Raw genomic sequence first — 19,408 nt, forward strand, 5'->3', positions numbered from 1 at the left:
TCTGCAGGCAACCCTGCCACTGTACTCCACGTGGTCAGAGACGTCAAACCGCGGTCGCCAGCCGATTTGGCTGGGGCCGTTGGCTTCTGAACACAGCGTACCCCCTGTCTCGGCGGCGTCCAACGCGGCCTCCCCCGGGGCCGCGCGGCTCAACCGGAGAGGCTCAGGCCACCCGCTCGATCTCGGCGCCCAGGCTCTTGAGGTTCTCCACGAACAGCGGATAGCCCCGGTCGATGTGGAACACGTCGTGGACCTCGGTGTCGCCGTCGGCGACCAGGCCCGCCAGGACCAGGCCGGCGCCGGCGCGGATGTCTGACGACCACACCGGGGCGCTGGAGAGCTGCGGGATGCCCCGCACCACGGCGTGATGTCCGTCGGTGCGCGCGTCAGCGCCGAGCCGGACCATCTCCTCGACGAATCGGAACCGCGCCTCAAACACGTTTTCGGTGATCATCGAGGTGCCGTCGGCGATGGACGCCAAGGCGATGGCCATCGGCTGCAGGTCGGTCGGGAACCCGGGAAACGGCAGGGTGGCGACGTTGACCGCCTTGGGCCGCTCGTACTGCACCACCCGGAAGCCATTGTCGTTTTGGGTCACGGTCGCACCGGCGTCGTGGAGCTTGTGCAGGACCAGTTGCAGATGCTGCGGATCAACGCCGACCACCGAGATGTCGCCGCGGGTCATGGCGGCCGCGATACCCCACGTCGCGGCGACGATGCGGTCCCCGATCACCCGGTGTTCGGTCGGGTGCAGTCGATCCACGCCGACGATGGTCATCGTCGAGGTCCCAGCCCCCGAGATCTGGGCCCCCATTTGGTTGAGCATCGTGCACAGATCGACGACGTCGGGCTCCCGCGCGGCGTTGTGGATCGTCGTCACGCCCTCGGCAACCACAGCCGCCATCAGGATGTTCTCGGTGGCACCGACCGAGGGGAACTCCAGCTGGATCTCCGCACCGCGCAGGTGGTCGGCCTCTGCGACCACACAACCGTGCTCGATGTTGCACCGTGCGCCGAGTTGTCGCAGACCGGCCTGGTGCATGTCCAGGGGTCGCGACCCGATCGCATCGCCGCCGGGTAACGCCACCCTGGCCCGTTTACAACGACCGACCAGCGGCCCCAGCACACACACCGACGCGCGGAACTGCCGGACCGCAGCAAAATCCGCGTCGTACTTGGGTTCGTCGGGTGAGGTGATCCGCACCACGCCGGAATCGAGTTCGACGGTCGCGCCCAGGCCACGCAGCACTTCGGCCATCAGCGGCACGTCGAGGATGTCGGGGCAATTGGTGATCGTGCTCGTACCCTCTGCCAGGAGCGCGGCCGCCATCAGCTTGAGCACGCTGTTCTTGGCCCCCCCGACGGCAACTTCGCCCGATAACCGATTTCCGCCGGTCACCACGAAACGCTCGCTCACGCGGGTCAGTTTAAACAGCGCACCAGACGGTGTCAGTCGCCATGCCCAGTCCTTCCGGTACGGTTTGCGGCATGGGCGTCCATCTGACCCGCATCTATACGCGCACGGGCGATGACGGAACCACCGGGTTAAGCGATTTCAGCAGGGTGTCAAAGAACGACGCCCGCCTCGAGGCGTACGCGGACTGCGACGAGGCCAACGCCGCCATCGGCGTGGCCGTTGCACTGGGCCAGCCCAACGAGCAAATCCTCAAGGTGCTCAGGCTGATTCAAAACGACCTGTTCGACGCCGGAGCCGATCTGTCGACGCCCATTGTCGAAAACCCGAAATATCCGCCGCTGCGGGTCGCGCAGAGCTACATCGACCGGTTGGAAGCCTGGTGCGATGAGTTCAACGAAGGGCTGCCCGCGCTAAATTCGTTTGTGCTGCCCGGGGGTACGCCGCTGTCGGCGCTGCTGCACGTGGCGCGCACCGTGACTCGCCGCGCCGAGCGATCCGCGTGGCGGGCGGTCGAACTCCACGGCGACGGGGTCAGCGTGCTTCCCGCCAAGTACCTCAACCGGTTGTCGGATCTGCTGTTCATCTTGTCGCGGGTGGCCAACCTCGACGGTGACGTGCTCTGGCAACCTGGCGGCGGGGCAAGCGATTAGCGAGCGCGGCGGCGCGCGCGAGGTGACGGCCGTGACTCCACCCAAGACAAGAACGCCGTCAACGCCCCTCGATCCAACGCGATTTCATAGCTTCGACGGCGTTCCGGGCTGATGTCTCGGACCTCCAACACGACGATTTCATGGGTCATGATGTCGAATTCGTCGCCACGCGGCCCGCGCCGCGACACGATCTCCAGGCCCCGACGGCTGAGCCGCCGATCCGGCCACCACCGCAGACTGGACAGCCGGTAGAACCCGGCCTCCCCACCGCGGTAACGGATCACGCCGTGCCGCCAGCCCTGCCCGCCGACGGCGGGCACGTCACGCAGAATCGCTGCGGTGCCGCCGACCTGACGAAGCTTCCACAGCCGGTAGCTCAGCGCGACGACCACCGCCAGCAGCACACCGACCAGCGCGACCATGATCCACATGGACGCGCTCATCTGCGGCCCGCTAGTCGAGCTGACCCAGGGCGCGCATCCTTGCTCGTCCCTTGGCGGCTGTTAATGGATCGTCGGAATCGGCGTCCTGGCGCGCGGCATCGGAGTCGATCTCGGATTCGAGCTCGGCCGATTCGGCGAGAATGATGACACCGTCGTCGGTGACCGACATGAACCCGCCGTCGACGGCGATGCGCAGATCGTCTTCACCTTCGCGCTCAATCCGCACAACCGCGTCGTCGACGAGCTGGGCGACCAACGGGATGTGGCGAGGCAGGATGCCGATCTCGCCGGCCGTGGTCCGGGTGAACACGAAGGTGGCCTTGCCAGACCAAATTTCGCGTTCGACGGCGACGATGTCGACGTCTATTTCGGCCATGGTTACTGCGCCTTGTCGGCGTCGTCGGCGTCGTCGTCCTTGCCGTTGTCGTCGCTGGAGGACGGCGCACCGTCGCCGCTCGTGTCTTCCAGCTTGGCCCCCATGCTTTCCGCCTTCTTGGCGAGATCCTCGAGCCCGCCGATGAGGAAGAACGCCTGCTCGGGCAGATGGTCGAAGTCGCCCTTGGTCAGCTTGTCGAACGCTTCGATGGTTTCCTTGAGCGGAACGGTCGAACCCGGCTGGCCGGTGAACTGCTCGGCCGCCATCATGTTCTGGCTCAGGAAACGTTCGATGCGGCGTGCCCGGTTGACCAGCTGCTTGTCCTCCTCCGACAGCTCATCGATACCGAGGATCGCGATGATGTCCTGAAGGTCCTTGTAGCGCTGCAGAATTCGGATGACTTCCTGCGCCACCCGGTAGTGCTCGTCGCCGACGACGCTGGGGTCCAGAATCGTCGAGGATGACGCCAACGGGTCCACCGCCGGGAAGATGCCCTTCGAGAACACCGCACGGCTGAGCTCCGTGGTGGCGTCCAAGTGCGCGAACGTGGTGGCAGGCGCTGGGTCGGTGTAGTCGTCAGCGGGCACGTAGACCGCCTGCATCGAGGTGATGGATCGGCCGCGGGTCGAGGTGATGCGCTCCTGCAGCTCACCCATCTCGTCGGCCAGCGTTGGCTGGTAGCCCACCGCGGAAGGCATCCGGCCCAGCAGCGTCGACACCTCAGAACCGGCCTGGGTGAAGCGGAAAATGTTGTCGATGAACAACAACACGTCCTGGCCCTGCTCGTCGCGGAAAAACTCCGCCATCGTCAACGCCGACAGCGCCACCCGCATACGTGTGCCCGGCGGTTCGTCCATCTGACCGAACACCAGCGCGGTGTCCTTGAGCACATTGGCGTCGGCGAGCTCTACCCACAGGTCGTTGCCCTCACGGGTGCGCTCACCCACACCGGCGAACACCGATGTACCGCCGAAGTTACGGGCGATGCGGTTAATCATCTCCTGGATCAACACCGTCTTGCCGACGCCCGCACCACCGAACAGTGCGATCTTGCCGCCACGCACGTACGGGGTGAGCAGGTCGACGACCTTCAAGCCGGTCTCCAGCATCTCGGTGCGCGGTTCCAGTTCATCGAAGGCCGGCGGCTTGCGGTGGATCGACCACTTCTCGAAGTCCTTGCCGTAGCCGGGATCGTCGAGGCAGTCGCCCAGCGCGTTGAACACGTGGCCCTTCACACCATCGCCGACGGGCACGGAAATCGAGCCGCCGGTGTCGGTGACCTCGACGCCGCGCACCAGGCCGTCGGTGGGCTGCATCGAAATGCAGCGCACCAGGTTGTCGCCGAGGTGCTGGGCGACCTCCAGCGTCAGCGTCTTCGCCAGGTCGCTGTAGGCGATTTCGGCGTGCAGCGCGTTGAACAGTTCCGGAACGGCGCCGCGTGGGAACTCCACGTCGACGACCGGGCCGGTCACTCGCACCACACGTCCATTGGTGTCGGCGCCGGCCTTATTCGTCTCGCGTTCGGCGGTAGCAGTCATATCTGGTTTCGCTTCCTCTGCGTGCTAACTCTTGGCGTCGGCCAACGCGTTTGCGCCACCGACGATCTCGCTGATTTCCTGGGTGATCTGCGCCTGCCGTTCGCGGTTGGCCTGCAACGTCAGATCCGTGATGAGCTCGTCGGCGTTGTCGGTAGCCGACTTCATGGCCCGCCTGCGCGACGCCGACTCCGAAGCCGCCGCCTCGAGCAACGCGGCGAAGATCCGGGTGGAGACGTAGCGCGGCAACAACGCGGAGAACAGAGTCTCGGCATCGGGCTCGAATGAGAACAGCGTGTGCAGTCCGGTGTCCTCTTCGCTGTACTCCACCTCCATCGGCGCGACCCGGCGTGCGATGGCCGTCTGCGACAGCATCGACCGGAACTCGGTGAACACGATGTGCAGCTCGTCGACGCCGAGGACGTTGTCCACGCCCGGATCGTCACCCTCGTCGTCGACTCCGGCCATGAACGCGTCAACCAGTGTTGAGCCGATCTCCTGCGCGTTCTCGTAGTCGGGGCGCTCCGAGAAGCCCGTCCAGGCCTCCGTCACATCCCAGTTGCGGAAACTGTAGTAGCCGAGGGCTTTTCGCCCCACCACGTACAGCACTGGCTCCTTGCCCTCTTCGCGGAGCAGGGCGAACAGTTCCTCGGACCGACGGAACACGTTGGCGTTGTATGCCCCGCACAGTCCGCGGTCGGAGGACACCACCAGCACGCCTGCCCGCCGCGGCTTTTCACGAGCAACCAGCAACGGATGGTCCAGCGCGCTGGCGCTGGCCAGTTCGGTGAGCATGTTGGTGATCTCGCGGTCGTATGGCCGGGCCGCTTCGACCCGGGCTTGCGCCTTGGCGATCCGCGACGTGGCGATCAGCTCCTGGGCTTTGGTGATCTTTTTGATCGAGCCCGCGGAGCGGATGCGGCCGCGCAGTTCGCGCAGTGTTGCTGCCATTGGATTACTGGACCCTTCAGTCCTATTTCTTCTTCGGTGCGGGCTTGCGGACCTTCACCGATTCCTTTTCGACGTCCCCTTCGTCCATGGCCTCGACGTGCTCGTCGGGCACCACGGAACTGCCATCGGTAGTGGCGAAGCCCTTCTTGAACTCGTCCACCGCGTTGGCGAGCTTTTCGGCCGTCTCATCGGAGAGCTTGGTGGTCTCCCGAATGTCATTGAGGATCGCCTCGTGTGAGCCCTTCACATGCTCGATGAACTCCTGCTCGAACTTTTGGACGTCCTCAACGGGCACCGAGTCCAGGTGGCCCTTGGTGCCGAGGAAGATGGCGACCACCTGCTCTTCGACCGGCATCGGGCTGTTCTGCGGCTGCTTGAGCAACTCGACGAGCCGCGCTCCGCGGTCCAGCTGAGCCTTCGAGGTTTCGTCGAGGTCTGAGGCGAACGCCGCGAACGACTCGAGTTCACGGTACTGCGATAGATCCAAGCGGAGACTTCCTGCGACTTCCTTCATTGCCTTGATCTGCGCGGCGCCACCGACGCGCGACACCGACACACCGACGTTGATGGCCGGCCGCACGCCCTGGTTGAACAGGTCGGTTTCGAGGAAGCACTGGCCGTCGGTGATCGAGATGACGTTGGTGGGGATGTAGGCCGAGATGTCGTTGGCCTTGGTCTCGATGATCGGCAGCCCGGTGAGTGAACCGCCGCCGAGCTCGTCGGAGAGCTTGGCGCAGCGCTCCAGCAGCCGGGAGTGCAGATAGAACACGTCGCCCGGGTACGCCTCACGGCCTGGGGGCCGGCGCAGCAACAGCGAGATTGCGCGGTAGGCCTCGGCCTGCTTGGTGAGGTCGTCGAACACGATCAGCACGTGCTTGCCGTCGTACATCCAGTGCTGGGCGATGCTCGAACCCGTATACGGCGCAAGCCATTTGAACCCGGCAGAATCAGACGCCGGCGCAGCGACGATGGTCGTGTAGTCCATCGCGCCACCCTCTTCGAGAGTGCGGCGCACGCTGGCGATGGTGGTGCCTTTCTGGCCGACGGCCACGTATACGCAGCGCACCTGCTTGGACGGATCCCCGGTCTCCCAGTTCTGCCGCTGGTTGAGGATGGTGTCCACGCACAGCGCGGTCTTACCGGTCTTGCGGTCGCCGATGATCAGCTGGCGCTGCCCGCGACCGATCGGGGTCTGCGAGTCGATCGCCTTGATGCCGGTCTGCAGCGGCTCGCTCACGCTCTGGCGCTGCACCACTGAGGGCGCTTGCAGTTCCAGGGCGCGTCGCTCGGTGGTCTCGACGTCGCCGCGGCCGTCGATCGGCTGTCCCAGCGGGTTGACCACCCGGCCCAGGAAGCCGTCACCGACCGGCACCGAGAGCACGTTGCCGGTCCGCTTCACCGGCTGGCCCTGTTGGATCTGCTCGAAGTCACCGAGGATGACGGCGCCGATGCTGTGCTCGTCGAGGTTGAGGGCTACACCCAACACGCCGCCGGCGAACTCCAGCAGCTCCTGGGTCATGACGGAGGGCAGTCCCTCGACGTGGGCGATACCGTCGCCGGCGTCGATGACTGTACCGATCTCTTCACGCTCGGTTTCGGCCTCGAACCCCGCGACGTACTCCTCGATCGCACCTTGGATCTCATTCGCCGAGATCGTCAACTCTGCCATGGCTTTTCGTCTTCCTTTTTCCTGGGTCTAGGGGTGTTCTCGGGTCAGTCGGGCAAGTGGTTCTCGGCCGCCGCCAGCTTCGACGCCAGCGATCCGTCGATCACCTCATCGCCGACGGCGATGGTCAAGCCACCGATCAGCGCCGGGTTCACATCGAGCTGAAGCGACACCGGATGGGCGTAGATGCGCGTCAGCAGTTCGGTGAGCCGGTTGCGCTGGGCATCGGTGAGTTCGGCGGCGGCGGTAACGTGAGCGACAACCTCACCTCGCCGGGACACCGCAAGGTTGGCCAGATCGCGGACCACCTCGTCGGCGCGCTCGCCGTGCAGCAGTTCAACAGTCTGGCGCAGCAGATCGGCGGCGTTCCTGCTCGCTCGGCCTTTCAGCACATCGTTCAACAGCTTGATGCGACCGTCCGCCGGTGCGGTGAACTCACTCAGCAACGTGATCAACCGTGGATCGGCGTCCAGAACGCGACTGAACCGGAAGAGCTGGTCCTCCACGTCGTCGATCTGGCCGTCGCGCTCAGCTCGGACCAGCAGCGCCAACCTGGCGATGTGCTGCAAACCCTGAGCCAGATCCGGCGTGGATGACCAGCGTTGCGCCACCGCGGTTTTGACGATATCCAGCGCTGCATCAGACACCTTGCCGGACAGCAGCCGCTCGGCGAGCGCCGTCTTGAGGCTCGAGTCGCTGGATGGATCGGCCAGGTGCCTGGCCAACATCGCTTCGGCGCGCAGCAGCTTCACCACCGACGCCAGATCGTCGGACAGGCCGGTCAGCGCGTCGGCATCGCCGCTAGCGACCGTGTCATCGAACCGTTTGACCACCTTGGTGATCGAGTCCCGGCTCGCGGCACGCAGCTTGGCTGTCGCGGCATCCGTGAAGACCGTGCTGGAGGGCGCCATCTCGTCGAGTTCGGTTAGGAAACGGTCAACCGTTGCCGACTGCTCGGACGGGTCGGAAACGAACTCGCGCACCATGTCACCGGCCCGCTGCACGGACTCCGCGCCCAGGCTTTGCCTCAGCTCACGGATGAGCTGTTGGCGTAGCAGCTGGATCTGTTGCCCGCCTTGGGTCTTGATCCGCTCGAGCTCGACGTCGGCCTGGGCACGCAGCTGCTCGGCGATCTTTTCGGCGTCGTGGCGCGCCTCTTCGACCACCTTGGCCGCCTCGGCCTTGGCTTCTTCCAACGCCTTGGCATGCTCGGAATCAGCGTCGGCGACCTTCTTCTCCGCCTCGGCGTGTTCGGCGAGCTGGGTCCGCACGTTTTCCTGCTGTTGCTGCATCATACGGCGCACCAGCGGGATGACCCACTTCACGAGTACGAAGACGATGACCGCAAAGCCGATCAGCTGTCCGATGAACGTCGACACTTCAGCTACCGTCCTTGACCCGTCGTGGCCGGAACCGTGCGGGTGGCCACATCGACCCCGAGCACACGGCTGGCCAGGCTTGCTGCCAACGTCTCCACCGATGTCTGCAGTTCAGCCGTCAGACCGCGGGACTGCTCGGTGAGTTCGGAATTGGCCTGCTGGAGCATCGATGAGACTTCAGCATTGGCGCGACCCCGCGCATCGTCGACGATTTGGCGACCCTCAGCACGAGCATCTTCGCGTATGTCGGTCGCTTCCCGGCGAGCCCCACCCATCACCTTGCGGTAATCGGCTTCGGCAGCAGCGCGTAGTTGTGCTGCGCGCCGGTTGTCTTCGACCGTCTTGGCGACCATGGCTTCGCGCTCGTGCAGCACCTTGGCGATCGGCGGCACAACCCATTTGCCGATCACACCGAGCACGATCAGGAAGAGGATCAGCACGAAGAAGAAGGTGCCGTTGGGCAGCAGGAAGTTGCCGCCGCCTTCCTGCGCCAGGACGGAAGTGCTGAGGTCAACCATGGCGTCGATTAACCGACCGGGGTGGCGAAGACGAACAGCGCCATGAAGGCCAGGTTGATGAAGTACATGGCCTCCACCAGACCCACCGTGATGAAGAACGGCACGAAGAGCCTGCCTTGAGCCTCCGGCTGCCGCGCTACGCCATTGACCAACGCGCTGCCGACGACACCGTCACCGATAGCAGCACCGATAGCGCCGCCACCCAAGAGAAGACCGCCGCCAATGAGTGCGCCGGCAGCGATAGTGGGATCCATTCCTTTTATCCTCCTTGATAACTGGCAGCAGTCCTACCAGGTTGTGGGTCGAGCATTTGCGAGTTAGTGGTGTTCGTCTTCAAGCTCCATCGCCTGACCGAAGTACAGGATCGTCAGCAGCGCGAAGATGAACGCCTGGATGGCACCGATGAACAGTTCGAACATTTTCCACAGCGCGTTGGGTGCCCACATGATGTAGGCCGGGAACAACGCGATGATCGTGACCATGATGCCGCCGGCGAACACGTTGCCAAAAAGACGGAGGGACAGCGAAACCGGCTTGGCGATCTCTTCGACGAGGTTGATCGGCGCCAGGAACGACACATGGCCCTTGAGCAACCGCACCGGGTGGCCGACGATGCCGCGCCGCCAGAAGCCCGCGGCGTGATAGCAGATGAACACGAACAGGCCGAGCGCCAGCACGAAGTTGATGTCTGCGGCAGCCGGTTTGAGCAACTCGTGGATACCGGTCTCATCGGAGTACTGCCACGGAAACACCGACAACCAGTTCGCGATCAGGATGTAGGCGAACAGCGTCACCGCCAGCGGAAGCACGAACGGCGCGACGCGCATGCCGATCGCGGACTCGATCTGGTTGCGCGCCTGGACCGTGATGGCCTCCCAGAACAACTGCACACCGGTAGGCACGCCGCTGGAGGTCACTTTGGCGCGGAGGTAGAACGCCAGCGCGAGCACGATCACCGCAGCGATGGTGGCGGACAGCATCGTGTCGGTGTTGACGGTCAGCCCGAACCAGTTGGCGGTGGTGTGCGTGCCCACGTGGATACCGGAGTCGGCGGCGAGGATGGTCACCGGAGCCGACCCGGTGGCGACGTCGATACCTGTCATTGCGGTGTGGGTTCCCCTTCGAATCCGGCTGTGTCAGTCGGGCTACCCGCGCGCAGTTTTCTTGCCACAGGCAGCGCGGTGGTGAAGACGAGCAGCATCTGGAACAGCGCCATGCCGAAGACCACGCCCAGGCCCTCGGGACGGAAGACGAACGCGATGGTCAACCCGATGACGGTCAAGATCATCAGGCGCGTCGCCGAATTCAACGCCATCTTGCTTTTCAGGGGGTGCGCCTGGGAGGTGATCTTGGTGACCGACCGTCGCACCAGGACGGCGTTCAGCAGACCCAGGCCGAGGCCGATCGCGAAGAACACCCCTACCATCACATGGCCGAGAAGCGCGGCCGCCAGCGTGCCCAGGCCGGCCAAGACGACGCAGATCAGCGCCAGACGCATCGGGCGGAACGCAACCGAAGGAAGCACCAACGGCGCGTCGTGCGCTGGCGTCGTCACTGATTCACCTCAATCCCGCGGTCAAAACGAAGTTGCCGAATGATCCTGTTCCAGTGCTTGGCGCCATGAGCGTATCGGAGGGCATCAGGCGCACTGGAATCACCCAAGCGGCAGCTCCCTATTGTCGGTCGTTGTACCGGTCCGCTCGGCCTGGAACCGAAGGGTCCGGGGCCGGCAACCCGCGAGGTTTTCGGGTTCTGTTTTTCACCCTAACACATGGTCCAGGGCATAAAACGACGCCTACTACTTTGCGTCGTACACGTCGGCCATCTGGCCGTTTCGGCGCCGTAGAAGCGGGATCACCGTGACGATGATCGCGACCAGGATGGCCGCCAGCATGACCACCCCGCTGTAGCGCGGATCGAAGAAAATCGTGCTCGCCGCGCCCAACGCGACGATGCCGACCCAGAGGTAGATCAGAAGCACGACACGGCGGTGCGAATGGCCGATCTGAAGCAGCCGGTGGTGCAGGTGCATCTTGTCTGGGCTGAACGGGCTGCGACCGGCCCGGGTGCGGCGCACGATCGCCAGCAGCATGTCCAGCGCCGGCACCAACATCACCGCCACCACCAACAAAAACGGTGACAGCAGCGCGAATACGTCGCGCGCACCGTATGCGGTCTGCGAGATCGGTCCGGCCGCCGTGGTCGACGCCGCGGCCAGCATTAGCCCGATCAGCATCGAACCGGAGTCGCCCATAAAGATCTTGGCGGGGTGGAAGTTGTGGGGCAGAAAGCCCAGACAGGCCCCGGCGAGCACCACCGAGATGATCGCGGGCGGGTAGAACAGCACGTCGCCGCCGTGGTCGCGCAGCAGCCCGATGGAGAAGATGCAGATGGCTGATGCAGTGATCAGCCCGAGACCGGCGGCCAACCCGTCGAGTCCGTCGACGAAGTTCATCGCGTTGACGATCGCCACGGTCAACGCGAGCGTGAGCAGAATCGACGACACCTGGTCGAGCACGATGGTGCCGACGCCGCCGATCGGGATGTAGAGCACGCTCCAGGCCACACCCATGGTGACCAGAACGCTGGCCGCGGTGATCTGGCCGGCGAACTTCGTCAGCGCGTCAAGCCCCCACCGGTCGTCGATCAAGCCGATGGCCATGATCAGCCCACCAGCGACCACCACCGCGGGCATCCCCGACGAGTACACGAAGCCCCGCGTCAACGCGGGAAGTTGCGACGCCAACAGCACGGCCGCGACCACCCCGACATACATTGCCAGCCCGCCCATCCGCGGGGTCGGCTGCAGATGTACGTCACGCTCACGCGGGTAGGCCACCGCGCCGAACCGCCGGGCCAGCACCCGCACCCAGCCGGTGGCGAAGTAAGTGATGATCGCCGCGGTGAGTCCGACGAGGGCCAGTTCGCGAAGCGGGACACCGGCACCGCGCTCGTTGAGCGCAAGCACGGTGTCCGCCGCGTAGCTCATCGATGCACCGTATGCCACGTTGCCTCAGCTCATTCCGTCAGTGCCGACGGTTCCACATCGAGAACTTTCGCGACGGCCTCCACCGTCACCGGGCCTTGGCGCAGGATCCGCGGGTGCGACCCGGTGAGGTCGACGATGGTCGACGCCGCCTGCTGCGCGGACGGCCCCGCATCGAGGTAGACCTGGACGCGATCGCCGAGTTGGTCGCGCGCCTCGTCGACGGTCACGGCGGGCGGCCGGCCGGAAGTGTTCGCGCTGGAAACCGCCATCGGGCCGACCTCGCGGAGCAGTTCGATCGCCACGGGATGCAGCGGCATGCGCAGCATGACGGTGCCGTGCGCGTCGCCGAGATCCCATGGCAGCGACGGTGCCTGGCGCACCACGAGGCTCAGCGCCCCGGGCCAGAATGCGCGGATCAGTTCGCGTGCGGGGCCCGGGACGTTGTAGACCAGTCCCTCGATCGTGTGCCACGAGCCGACCAGCACCGGCACGGGCATGTCGCGTCCGCGGCCCTTGGCCGCCAACAGCGCGGCGACGGCGTCGTTGTCGAAGGCGTCCGCGCCGATGCCGTACACCGTGTCGGTGGGCATGACGACCAGCTGACCGCCCTTCAAAGCGCTGATGGCCGAAGCGATTCCGGTCGCGCGCTGGGCGTCATCGGTGCAGTCGAATACCTCTGTCATGACCTGCCCTCTTCCTGGCCCTCTGCATGCCTGCGGTTGCGGGTCGCGGTGACGAATCGGGGTCGACCGGCCAGGTCGCGGCGGCCGGTGACGTCGTCGAAAAGCCCGGTGCTGTGGAACGCGTCGATGGTGCGCGCCGATGTGGTGTCGTCATGCTCCACCGCGCACCCGCAGCCGTCGCGCAGCCACCGGCCGGCGAGCCCGACGATGGCGTCGATGATGACCATCCCGTCCGGTCCCCCGAACAGTGCGTGCGCCGGATCGTGTTCGGCCACTTCAGGTTCCAGCTCGGCCCCGTCGGGAATGTACGGGGGGTTGGCGACCACGAGGTCGACCTGGCCGTCGAGTTCGGGCAGCAGCCCGGACGCGGTGACGTCGGCGCGGATCAGTTCGACGCCCGTGCCTGCGAGGTTTCGGCGCGCGTAAGCGAGGGCGTCATCGGAGTCGTCGACGGCGATGACGCGCGCGTCGGGCACGGCGTTCGCGAAGGCCAGCGCCAGCGCACCCGAACCGGTGCACAAGTCGACGATGACAGGCGGCCGCAACAAGGGGTTGGCCAACGCCCACTCCAGCAGCGCCTCGGTTTCCGGTCGGGGAATGAACACGCCGGGCCCGACGCAAACGGTGACGGGGCCGAACGCCGCGCTGCCGATGATGTGCTGCAGCGGCACCCGAGTGGCGCGGCGGGCCACGAGGCCGTGGTAGCGGTCGACGAAGCCGTCGTCAGGTCGGGTGAGCGCGAGGCGGCCGCGGTCGGTGCCCGCCGCGTGGGCGGCCAGCAACTCGGCGTCGGCCCGCGGCGACGGAACTCCCGCTTCGGCGAGCGCTGCCTCTGCGGCGTCGATCACCTGGCGGAGCGTCATGTCGCCGCAAGCCTGGCTTGCTTGTCGGCGGCAGCCAGAGCGTCGAACAGCGGGTCGAGTTCGCCGTCGAGCACCTGATCGAGGTTGTGCGCCTTGAAGTTGATCCGGTGATCGGCGATCCGGTTCTCGGGGAAGTTGTAGGTGCGGATGCGCTCGCTGCGGTCGACAGTGCGGATCTGGCTGGCCCGGTCCGCCGACGCCTCGGCCTGGGCCTGTTCATCGGCCAGTGCCTGCAACCGCGCGGCGAGGACCTGCAGCGCACGCGCCTTGTTCTGCAACTGGGAGCGTTCGTTCTGACAGCTCACGACGATGCCGGTGGGCAAGTGGGTGATGCGCACCGCGGAGTCGGTGGTGTTGACACCCTGGCCACCCTTGCCCGACGACCGGAACACGTCGACGCGCAGATCGGAATCGTCGATCTGAACCTCTTCGACCTCTTCGGGTTCGGGGTACACCAGCACCCCTGCCGCCGACGTGTGCACGCGGCCCTGCGACTCGGTCACGGGGACCCGCTGCACCCGGTGCACACCGCCTTCGAACTTCAGCCGTGACCACACCCCGTCGGCAACGTCGCCCTTGCTGCGGATGGACAGCGTCACGTCCTTGTAGCCGCCGAGGTCGGAGAAGGTCTCGTCGAGCACCGTCACGTTCCAGCCGCGCCGTTCGGCGTAGCGGATGTACATCCGGGCCAGGTCGGCGGCGAACAGCGCGGACTCCTCGCCGCCCTCCCCGGACTTGACCTCCAGCACGATGTCATCGGTGTCGTGCGGGTCGCGGGGGGCCAGCAGGTCGGTGAGGCGGGTGTCGAGTTCGGCCACCGTGGCGGCCAGTTCGTCGACTTCGGCGGCGAACGACTGGTCGTCGGCAGCCAGTTCGCGGGCCGTCTCCAGGTCGCCGCGGGCGGCCTGGAGCTTGCGGTAGGTGGCCACGATCGGCGACACCTGGGCGAACCGCCGGCCGACCTTGCGCGCCTGGGCCGCGTCGGCGTGCAGATTGGGGTCGGACAACTGGCGCTCGAGGTCGGCGTGTTCGGCCACCACGGCATCGATCGCCGTCCCGTTCTCCGTCACGTCGACGTCCTTCCCTCAAACGCAGACCGGCGCCCGGCCTGGCCGCCGGGGCGGCAAGAACGGGCGCCGGAAAGGCAGCTACTTGTCGGCTGAGGTGTTCTCGCCGCTCTTGCGCTTGCCGTAACGCTTCTCGAAGCGGGCGACGCGGCCGCCGCTGTCGAGGATCTTCTGCTTGCCGGTGTAGAACGGATGGCACTGCGAGCAGACCTCGACGTGAATTTGTCCGCTTTTCTTGGTGCTCCGCGTGGTGAACGTGTTACCGCAACCGCAATGCACCGTGGTCTCGACGTAGTCAGGGTGAATACCCGTTTTCATGGCTTCCTCTTCGATCGTGGCCCCGGGTCGCCCCTTCTGAGCTGAAGGCGTTCGGCGTGAACCGGAACCGAGGGTCGACGGTCCATTATGCCAGTGCGACCGCCAGCAGCCTAAACGCCTGCCAGGCTGCGGCTATTCCTCTGGGCCGAACGTGGGTTACCGGCACGCTCCAGGGCGGTTCTGCGTGACATAACCCCACACCCGCCGCTAGACCGGCTGAAATCTGCTGCCCTCGCGGCGCCACAACGTGCGACCGTCCGGGTCGGTGCCGCGCGCGATCAGCTCACGCTTGAGGATCTTGTTCGTGGCGGTGCTGGGCAGATCGTCGGCGATCCAGACGTAGCGCGGCCACGCCTTCGGCGACAGGTCGCTCTGGGCGGCCAGAAACTCCTCGAACGCCTGCGGGGTGAGGTCGGCGCCGTCCTGCAGCACGATCGCGGCCATCACCTGATCGCCGACGAGTTCGTCGGGCACCGGGTAGACCGCGACCCGGTTCACGGGGCCCAGCCGCAGCAGGATGCGCTCGATCGGTGCGGTGGTCATGTTCTCGCCGTCCACGCGCATCCAGTCGGCGGTGCGCCCGGCAAGGTAGATCCACCCGTCGGCGTCGCGGTAGGCCAGGTCGCCCGACCAGTACATGCCGTGCCGCGTGCGCTCGGAGGTGGCGGCTTCGTCGTTGTAGTAGCCCGAAAAGAAGCCGGTGCCCGAGGTATTCACCAACTCGCCGACAGCCTCGTCGGCGTTGAGCAACGCGCCGTTGGCGTCGAACAACGCCGGTGGGCACTCGGTCACGGTTTCGCTGTTGTAGATGGCGACCCCCGGAAAGCCCTGGCCGACAGAGCCTTTCGGCGTGTCGGGAGTGCGGGTGATGATCACGGCGTTCTCGGTGGAACCGAACCCGTCGTCGACGGTCACGCCGAACCGGCGGCCGAACTCCTCGATGTCGCGGTCGGCGGCCTCGTTTCCGAACGCCACTCGCAGCGGGTTGTCGATATCGTCGGGGCGCTCTGGGGTCGCCAGCACGTAGGCCAGCGGCTTTCCGACGTAGTTCATGTAGGTGGCGCCGTGCCGGCGGATGTCGGACAGAAACCGCGACGCCGAAAACTTCGCGGGCACCATGGCAGCGCCGGCCACCAGTGCCGGTGCCCATCCGCCGACCACCGCGTTCGAATGAAACAGCGGCATCGACAGGTAGCAGGTGTCTGCGGAGGTGAGGCCGAACTTGTCGACCAACGCGGTGCCCGCGAACAACACCATGGAGTTGGCCACCTGGACGGCCTTGGGGTTACCGCTGGTGCCCGAGGTGAAGATCATCATGAACGTGTCGTCGGGGGCGGCCTCGCGGGCGGGGGTCAGCGGCGGCGCGGAGGCCCGGCGTTGCGCCCAACCGTCGTCGTCGGCGTCGAAGACAGTGACCCCCGGCAGTGCCAGGCCGTCGAGCAGATGCCGGTGCTCGGCGTCGGTGAGAAGGAACTGGCATTCGACCTGGGCGATGTCGCGCGCGAGCGCCTCGCCGCGGCGGGTGGTGTTGATGCCGCAGAGCACGTAACCGCCCAGCGCCGCGGCGGCCAACGCGGTCAGCATCTCCGGCGTGTTGCCGAGCAGCACACCGACATGCAGCGGGCGGTCGGACTCCGCCGCGTCGATCAGCGCAGCGGCTTGCGCGCCGGCATCGGCGAGGTGCTCACGCCACGTCCACGTGCGGTCGTCGTACTTCACCGCGACGGTGTCCTGTTCGGCGCGCTCACGAAGCAACTGCTGGAGTGTGTCCGCCATGGTCACCTCTCGCCTGTGAACAGATCTTGAATTGTGTCTACCATGTCACAATGTCGGAAGTCCGCGGACAGGCGCGGAAACGACGAGAGGGCCACCGGTGACGCGCGGCGCCGCGACCAAGCACGTCCGTGATCGGATGATCGACGCGGCCGAAGTCTGTCTGCGCGCCAAGGGTATTCGGGCGACCACAGTATCCGAGGTGGCCGAAGTCGCCGGGATATCACGGGGTTGGTTATACCGGCATTTTCCCGACAAAGTCACGCTGTTGGGCGCGGCGATCGTGCGCCTGAACGAGGCCTACTGGTCAGAGGCGCATGCGATGCTGGAACGGGTCGAGGGGTTGGACCGCCAGATCGTCGCCGGTATCCGCCACGGCCGCCGGGCCTACGACGACCCGGGCGCGTTGCTGATGAAGCTGCGTATCGAAGAACCCGACGAGTTCGCCGCCTGCGCCGGCGCCGGTGTCCAGGGGCTGGTGCCCGACCTGGCCGACTTCTGGTCGCGCTACCTGGTCGCCGCGCGCGACAGCGGCGAGATCCACGCCGATATCGACGTCGCCGAGGCGTCGGAATGGGTTGCGCGCGTGCTGATTTCGCTGGCCACCGTGCCCGGTGACACGCTCGATCCCAGCGACGACGACGCGGTACTGCGGCACGTGCGGCGCTACGTCATGCCCGGCCTGCGCGCCGACCCCGCGGGTTAGTCGTTGTCGGCGCCGCCGGGCGTGGTCTTGGAGACCTGGACCAGGAACTCGTAGTTGTTCTTGGTCTTGCGCAGCTGGCTCATCAACAGGTCGATCGCCTGATGCGGGTCAAGACCGCTCAACACGCGACGCAGCTTGTGCACCACCGCGAACTCGTCCGTCGAAAGCAGCAGCTCGTCCTTGCGGGTGCCCGACGGATTGACGTCGACGGCCGGGAAGACCCGCCGCTCGGCGATCTTGCGATCCAGCTTGAGCTCGGCGTTGCCGGTGCCCTTGAACTCCTCGAAGATCACCGTGTCGCCCGTGGAGCCGGTCTCCACCATCGCGGTGGCGATGATGGTCAGCGAGCCGCCCTCTTCGATGTTGCGGGCGGCGCCGAGGAACCGCTTGGGCGGATACAGCGCGGTCGAGTCCACGCCACCGGACAGGATGCGTCCCGAGGCCGGCGACGCGTTGTTGTACGCGCGGCCCAGCCGGGTGATCGAGTCGAGCAGGACGACGACGTCCTTGCCCTGCTCGACCAGTCGCTTGGCCCGTTCGATCGCGAGCTCGGCGGCCTGGGTGTGGTCTGAGGGCGGACGGTCGAAGGTCGAGGCGATGACCTCACCCTTGACCGACCGCTGCATGTCGGTGACCTCTTCCGGACGCTCGTCGACGAGCACCACCATCAGGTGGCATTCCGGGTTGTTCTGCGTGATCGCGTTGGCGATGTCCTGCAGGATCGTGGTCTTACCGGCCTTGGGCGGCGACACGATCAGCGCGCGCTGCCCCTTGCCGATCGGCATGATCAGGTCGATCACGCGGGTGGTCAGCCGGTCGGGCGAGGTCTCCAGACGCAGCCGCTGGTTCGGGTAGAGCGGGGTGAGCTTGTTGAACTCCGGCCGCTTCTTGGCCTCGTCGACGGGTTTGCCGTTGACGGTGTCCAGGCGCACCAGCGGATTGAACTTCTGCCGCTGGTTGGGCTGCTCACCGTCCTTCGGCACGCGCACCGCACCGGTGACGGCGTCGCCGCGGCGCAAACCGTTCTTGCGCACCATGTTCATCGAGACGTAGACGTCGTTGGGTCCGGCCAGGTAGCCGGAGGTCCGCACGAACGCGTAGTTGTCGAGCACGTCGAGGATTCCCGCGACGGGTTGTACGACGTCGTCTTCGCGGAGCTCGGTGTCACCGCCGCCGTCGCCGCCACCGCGCTCGCGGCGCCTGCGGTCACGGAACCGGCGGCCCCGCCGTCCACCTCGGCCGTCGCCGCCGTCGTCATCGGAGTTCGAGCCGCCGCCGCGGTTCTGCTGGCCGCCTTGCTGGTCGTTATCGGACTTGTTGTCCTGCTTGGAATCGGACTTGGAGTCCTGTTTGGCGTCCTGCTTGGTATCGCCGCCGGACTTGGCGTCCTGCTGGCCCTTGTTGTCGGACTTGGAGTCTTGCTTGGTGTCGCCGTCGGACTTGGTGTCCTGACCGCTCTGTTCGGAGCCGCCCGGCGCACCTGAGCCGCGGTTGCTGCCGCGACGTTCGCGACGCTGCCGCGTCGGTGCGTCGTTGCCGTCGCCAGAGCCGGGGTTGTCGGCGTTCTCAGCGGGCTGGTCGGCAGACTTCTCCGCCTTCTCGGCGGCCGGCGTGTCGGTCGCGGCGGGCGCTGCATCCCCGCCGCCGCGGCCGTTGGCCTGGCCACGCCGGTCACGAATTGCGGCGACGAGCTCGCTCTTGCGCATACCCGAGGCGCCCTCGATGCCGATCTCCTTGGCCAGCGCGCGCAGCTCCGGAAGCACCATGCTGGATAACGAGCCACCACGGGCGGCGGATGCACCACCCGCGGTGGATACGGCCTCCGCGGAGGACGCGCTGTTGGGCGCATCGACTGCCGCGGGGTTGTCTGAGTTCACGGTGTTCGACAGCGCGTTGTTGTCGCTGCTGCCGTCAGCCGTGATGAGGTCCGTTTCAGTCACGGATGTCCTTTCTCTCCCTCGCTGTTCAAGCATGCGGGGATTGGTTGCGCTCAGCTGATCCGCTCAACGCGTGGGCGCCACCGCTGTGGTTGCAACGGCGATTGCCGGGATTCGCCGGTATGACGAACCGTCAG

20 protein-coding genes are annotated in these 19,408 nt (G+C 66.1%); 2 read left to right on the plus strand and 18 right to left on the minus strand.

Translation table 11 applies throughout. The features are described from left to right. Positions 1–163 precede the first annotated feature (163 nt). Positions 164–1,417 (minus strand): UDP-N-acetylglucosamine 1-carboxyvinyltransferase, encoded by a 1,254-nt coding sequence (gene murA / locus ABQE44_RS25220; protein WP_448393555.1) that lies wholly within the window; start codon positions 1,415–1,417, stop codon positions 164–166. Positions 1,418–1,488: 71 nt separating this feature from the next. Between murA and ABQE44_RS25225 the strand changes: the two genes are divergently transcribed. Further along, on the plus strand, positions 1,489–2,067 hold the full coding sequence (locus ABQE44_RS25225) for a cob(I)yrinic acid a,c-diamide adenosyltransferase (RefSeq protein WP_448393554.1): 579 nt from the start codon (positions 1,489–1,491) through the stop codon (positions 2,065–2,067). Here ABQE44_RS25225 and ABQE44_RS25230 read toward each other — a convergent pair. From ABQE44_RS25230 to fadD1, 16 genes are all read right to left on the minus strand, one after another. Beyond that, positions 2,064–2,510, minus strand: coding sequence for a DUF2550 domain-containing protein (locus ABQE44_RS25230; RefSeq protein WP_448393553.1), 447 nt, complete (start codon positions 2,508–2,510; stop codon positions 2,064–2,066). The genes ABQE44_RS25225 and ABQE44_RS25230 overlap by 4 nt on opposite strands. A gap of 10 nt (positions 2,511–2,520) precedes the next feature. Beyond that, positions 2,521–2,886 (minus strand): F0F1 ATP synthase subunit epsilon, encoded by a 366-nt coding sequence (locus ABQE44_RS25235; RefSeq protein WP_448393552.1) that lies wholly within the window; start codon positions 2,884–2,886, stop codon positions 2,521–2,523. A gap of 2 nt (positions 2,887–2,888) precedes the next feature. Beyond that, positions 2,889–4,424 (minus strand): F0F1 ATP synthase subunit beta, encoded by a 1,536-nt coding sequence (atpD, locus tag ABQE44_RS25240; RefSeq protein ID WP_448393551.1) that lies wholly within the window; start codon positions 4,422–4,424, stop codon positions 2,889–2,891. A 24-nt stretch (positions 4,425–4,448) separates the two neighbouring features. Beyond that, entirely contained in the window at positions 4,449–5,372 is a 924-nt protein-coding gene (locus ABQE44_RS25245; RefSeq protein WP_448393550.1) for a F0F1 ATP synthase subunit gamma, read from the minus strand. 22 nt (positions 5,373–5,394) lie between these two features. Next, a complete protein-coding gene (gene atpA / locus ABQE44_RS25250) occupies positions 5,395–7,041 on the minus strand; it encodes a F0F1 ATP synthase subunit alpha (RefSeq protein WP_448393549.1) in 1,647 nt (548 codons plus the stop codon). Positions 7,042–7,085: 44 nt separating this feature from the next. After that, positions 7,086–8,417 carry a F0F1 ATP synthase subunit B/delta gene (locus ABQE44_RS25255; RefSeq protein WP_448393548.1) on the minus strand — a complete coding sequence of 444 codons (1,332 nt, stop codon included), beginning with the start codon at positions 8,415–8,417 and terminating at the stop codon, positions 7,086–7,088. A 5-nt stretch (positions 8,418–8,422) separates the two neighbouring features. Beyond that, positions 8,423–8,935, minus strand: coding sequence for a F0F1 ATP synthase subunit B (locus tag ABQE44_RS25260; RefSeq protein ID WP_448393547.1), 513 nt, complete (start codon positions 8,933–8,935; stop codon positions 8,423–8,425). Between the two features lie 8 nt (positions 8,936–8,943). Continuing rightward, a complete protein-coding gene (locus tag ABQE44_RS25265; protein WP_427059538.1) occupies positions 8,944–9,189 on the minus strand; it encodes a F0F1 ATP synthase subunit C in 246 nt (81 codons plus the stop codon). A gap of 63 nt (positions 9,190–9,252) precedes the next feature. After that, positions 9,253–10,038, minus strand: coding sequence for a F0F1 ATP synthase subunit A (gene atpB, locus ABQE44_RS25270; RefSeq protein WP_448393546.1), 786 nt, complete (start codon positions 10,036–10,038; stop codon positions 9,253–9,255). Next, a complete protein-coding gene (locus tag ABQE44_RS25275) occupies positions 10,035–10,490 on the minus strand; it encodes an ATP synthase subunit I (protein WP_448393545.1) in 456 nt (151 codons plus the stop codon). The genes atpB and ABQE44_RS25275 overlap by 4 nt, the downstream gene beginning before the upstream one ends. 243 nt (positions 10,491–10,733) lie before the next feature. Then, positions 10,734–11,924, minus strand: a complete 1,191-nt coding sequence (locus ABQE44_RS25280; protein WP_448393544.1) for a glycosyltransferase family 4 protein — start codon at positions 11,922–11,924, stop codon at positions 10,734–10,736. A 29-nt stretch (positions 11,925–11,953) separates the two neighbouring features. Then, on the minus strand, positions 11,954–12,607 hold the full coding sequence (locus ABQE44_RS25285) for an L-threonylcarbamoyladenylate synthase (RefSeq protein WP_448393543.1): 654 nt from the start codon (positions 12,605–12,607) through the stop codon (positions 11,954–11,956). Continuing rightward, positions 12,604–13,470, minus strand: coding sequence for a peptide chain release factor N(5)-glutamine methyltransferase (gene prmC / locus ABQE44_RS25290; RefSeq protein ID WP_448432523.1), 867 nt, complete (start codon positions 13,468–13,470; stop codon positions 12,604–12,606). Before prmC ends, ABQE44_RS25285 begins: the two co-directional genes overlap by 4 nt. Next, entirely contained in the window at positions 13,467–14,540 is a 1,074-nt protein-coding gene (prfA, locus tag ABQE44_RS25295) for a peptide chain release factor 1 (protein WP_448393541.1), read from the minus strand. Before prfA ends, prmC begins: the two co-directional genes overlap by 4 nt. 78 nt (positions 14,541–14,618) lie before the next feature. Further along, positions 14,619–14,855: a 50S ribosomal protein L31 gene (gene rpmE, locus ABQE44_RS25300; RefSeq protein ID WP_448393540.1), complete on the minus strand. Its 237-nt coding sequence runs from the start codon at positions 14,853–14,855 to the stop codon at positions 14,619–14,621. Positions 14,856–15,062: 207 nt separating this feature from the next. Next, on the minus strand, positions 15,063–16,631 hold the full coding sequence (gene fadD1 / locus ABQE44_RS25305; protein ID WP_448393539.1) for a fatty-acid--CoA ligase FadD1: 1,569 nt from the start codon (positions 16,629–16,631) through the stop codon (positions 15,063–15,065). A gap of 136 nt (positions 16,632–16,767) precedes the next feature. Between fadD1 and ABQE44_RS25310 the strand changes: the two genes are divergently transcribed. Beyond that, a complete protein-coding gene (locus ABQE44_RS25310) occupies positions 16,768–17,334 on the plus strand; it encodes a TetR/AcrR family transcriptional regulator (protein WP_448393587.1) in 567 nt (188 codons plus the stop codon). Here ABQE44_RS25310 and rho read toward each other — a convergent pair. Further along, complete coding sequence (gene rho / locus ABQE44_RS25315; protein WP_448393538.1) at positions 17,331–19,274, minus strand: transcription termination factor Rho; 1,944 nt, start codon at positions 19,272–19,274, stop codon at positions 17,331–17,333. The genes ABQE44_RS25310 and rho overlap by 4 nt on opposite strands. Positions 19,275–19,408: the final 134 nt, after the last annotated feature.

It is taken from the genome of Mycolicibacterium sp. XJ2546, assembly GCF_053483195.1.

Coding starts and splice junctions, on each gene's coding strand:
- rpmE (WP_448393540.1), bottom strand. CDS start 14,855: ATGAAAACGGGTATTCACCCTGACTACGTCGAGACCACGGTGCATTGC.
- ABQE44_RS25280 (WP_448393544.1), bottom strand. CDS start 11,924: ATGAGCTACGCGGCGGACACCGTGCTTGCGCTCAACGAGCGCGGTGCC.
- fadD1 (WP_448393539.1), bottom strand. CDS start 16,631: ATGGCGGACACACTCCAGCAGTTGCTTCGTGAGCGCGCCGAACAGGAC.
- atpD (WP_448393551.1), bottom strand. CDS start 4,424: ATGACTGCTACCGCCGAACGCGAGACGAATAAGGCCGGCGCCGACACC.
- ABQE44_RS25230 (WP_448393553.1), bottom strand. CDS start 2,510: ATGAGCGCGTCCATGTGGATCATGGTCGCGCTGGTCGGTGTGCTGCTG.
- atpB (WP_448393546.1), bottom strand. CDS start 10,038: ATGACAGGTATCGACGTCGCCACCGGGTCGGCTCCGGTGACCATCCTC.
- prmC (WP_448432523.1), bottom strand. CDS start 13,470: ATGACGCTCCGCCAGGTGATCGACGCCGCAGAGGCAGCGCTCGCCGAA.
- ABQE44_RS25310 (WP_448393587.1), top strand. CDS start 16,768: ATGATCGACGCGGCCGAAGTCTGTCTGCGCGCCAAGGGTATTCGGGCG.
- ABQE44_RS25260 (WP_448393547.1), bottom strand. CDS start 8,935: ATGGTTGACCTCAGCACTTCCGTCCTGGCGCAGGAAGGCGGCGGCAAC.
- ABQE44_RS25245 (WP_448393550.1), bottom strand. CDS start 5,372: ATGGCAGCAACACTGCGCGAACTGCGCGGCCGCATCCGCTCCGCGGGC.
- atpA (WP_448393549.1), bottom strand. CDS start 7,041: ATGGCAGAGTTGACGATCTCGGCGAATGAGATCCAAGGTGCGATCGAG.
- ABQE44_RS25285 (WP_448393543.1), bottom strand. CDS start 12,607: ATGACAGAGGTATTCGACTGCACCGATGACGCCCAGCGCGCGACCGGA.
- ABQE44_RS25265 (WP_427059538.1), bottom strand. CDS start 9,189: ATGGATCCCACTATCGCTGCCGGCGCACTCATTGGCGGCGGTCTTCTC.
- ABQE44_RS25235 (WP_448393552.1), bottom strand. CDS start 2,886: ATGGCCGAAATAGACGTCGACATCGTCGCCGTCGAACGCGAAATTTGG.
- ABQE44_RS25225 (WP_448393554.1), top strand. CDS start 1,489: ATGGGCGTCCATCTGACCCGCATCTATACGCGCACGGGCGATGACGGA.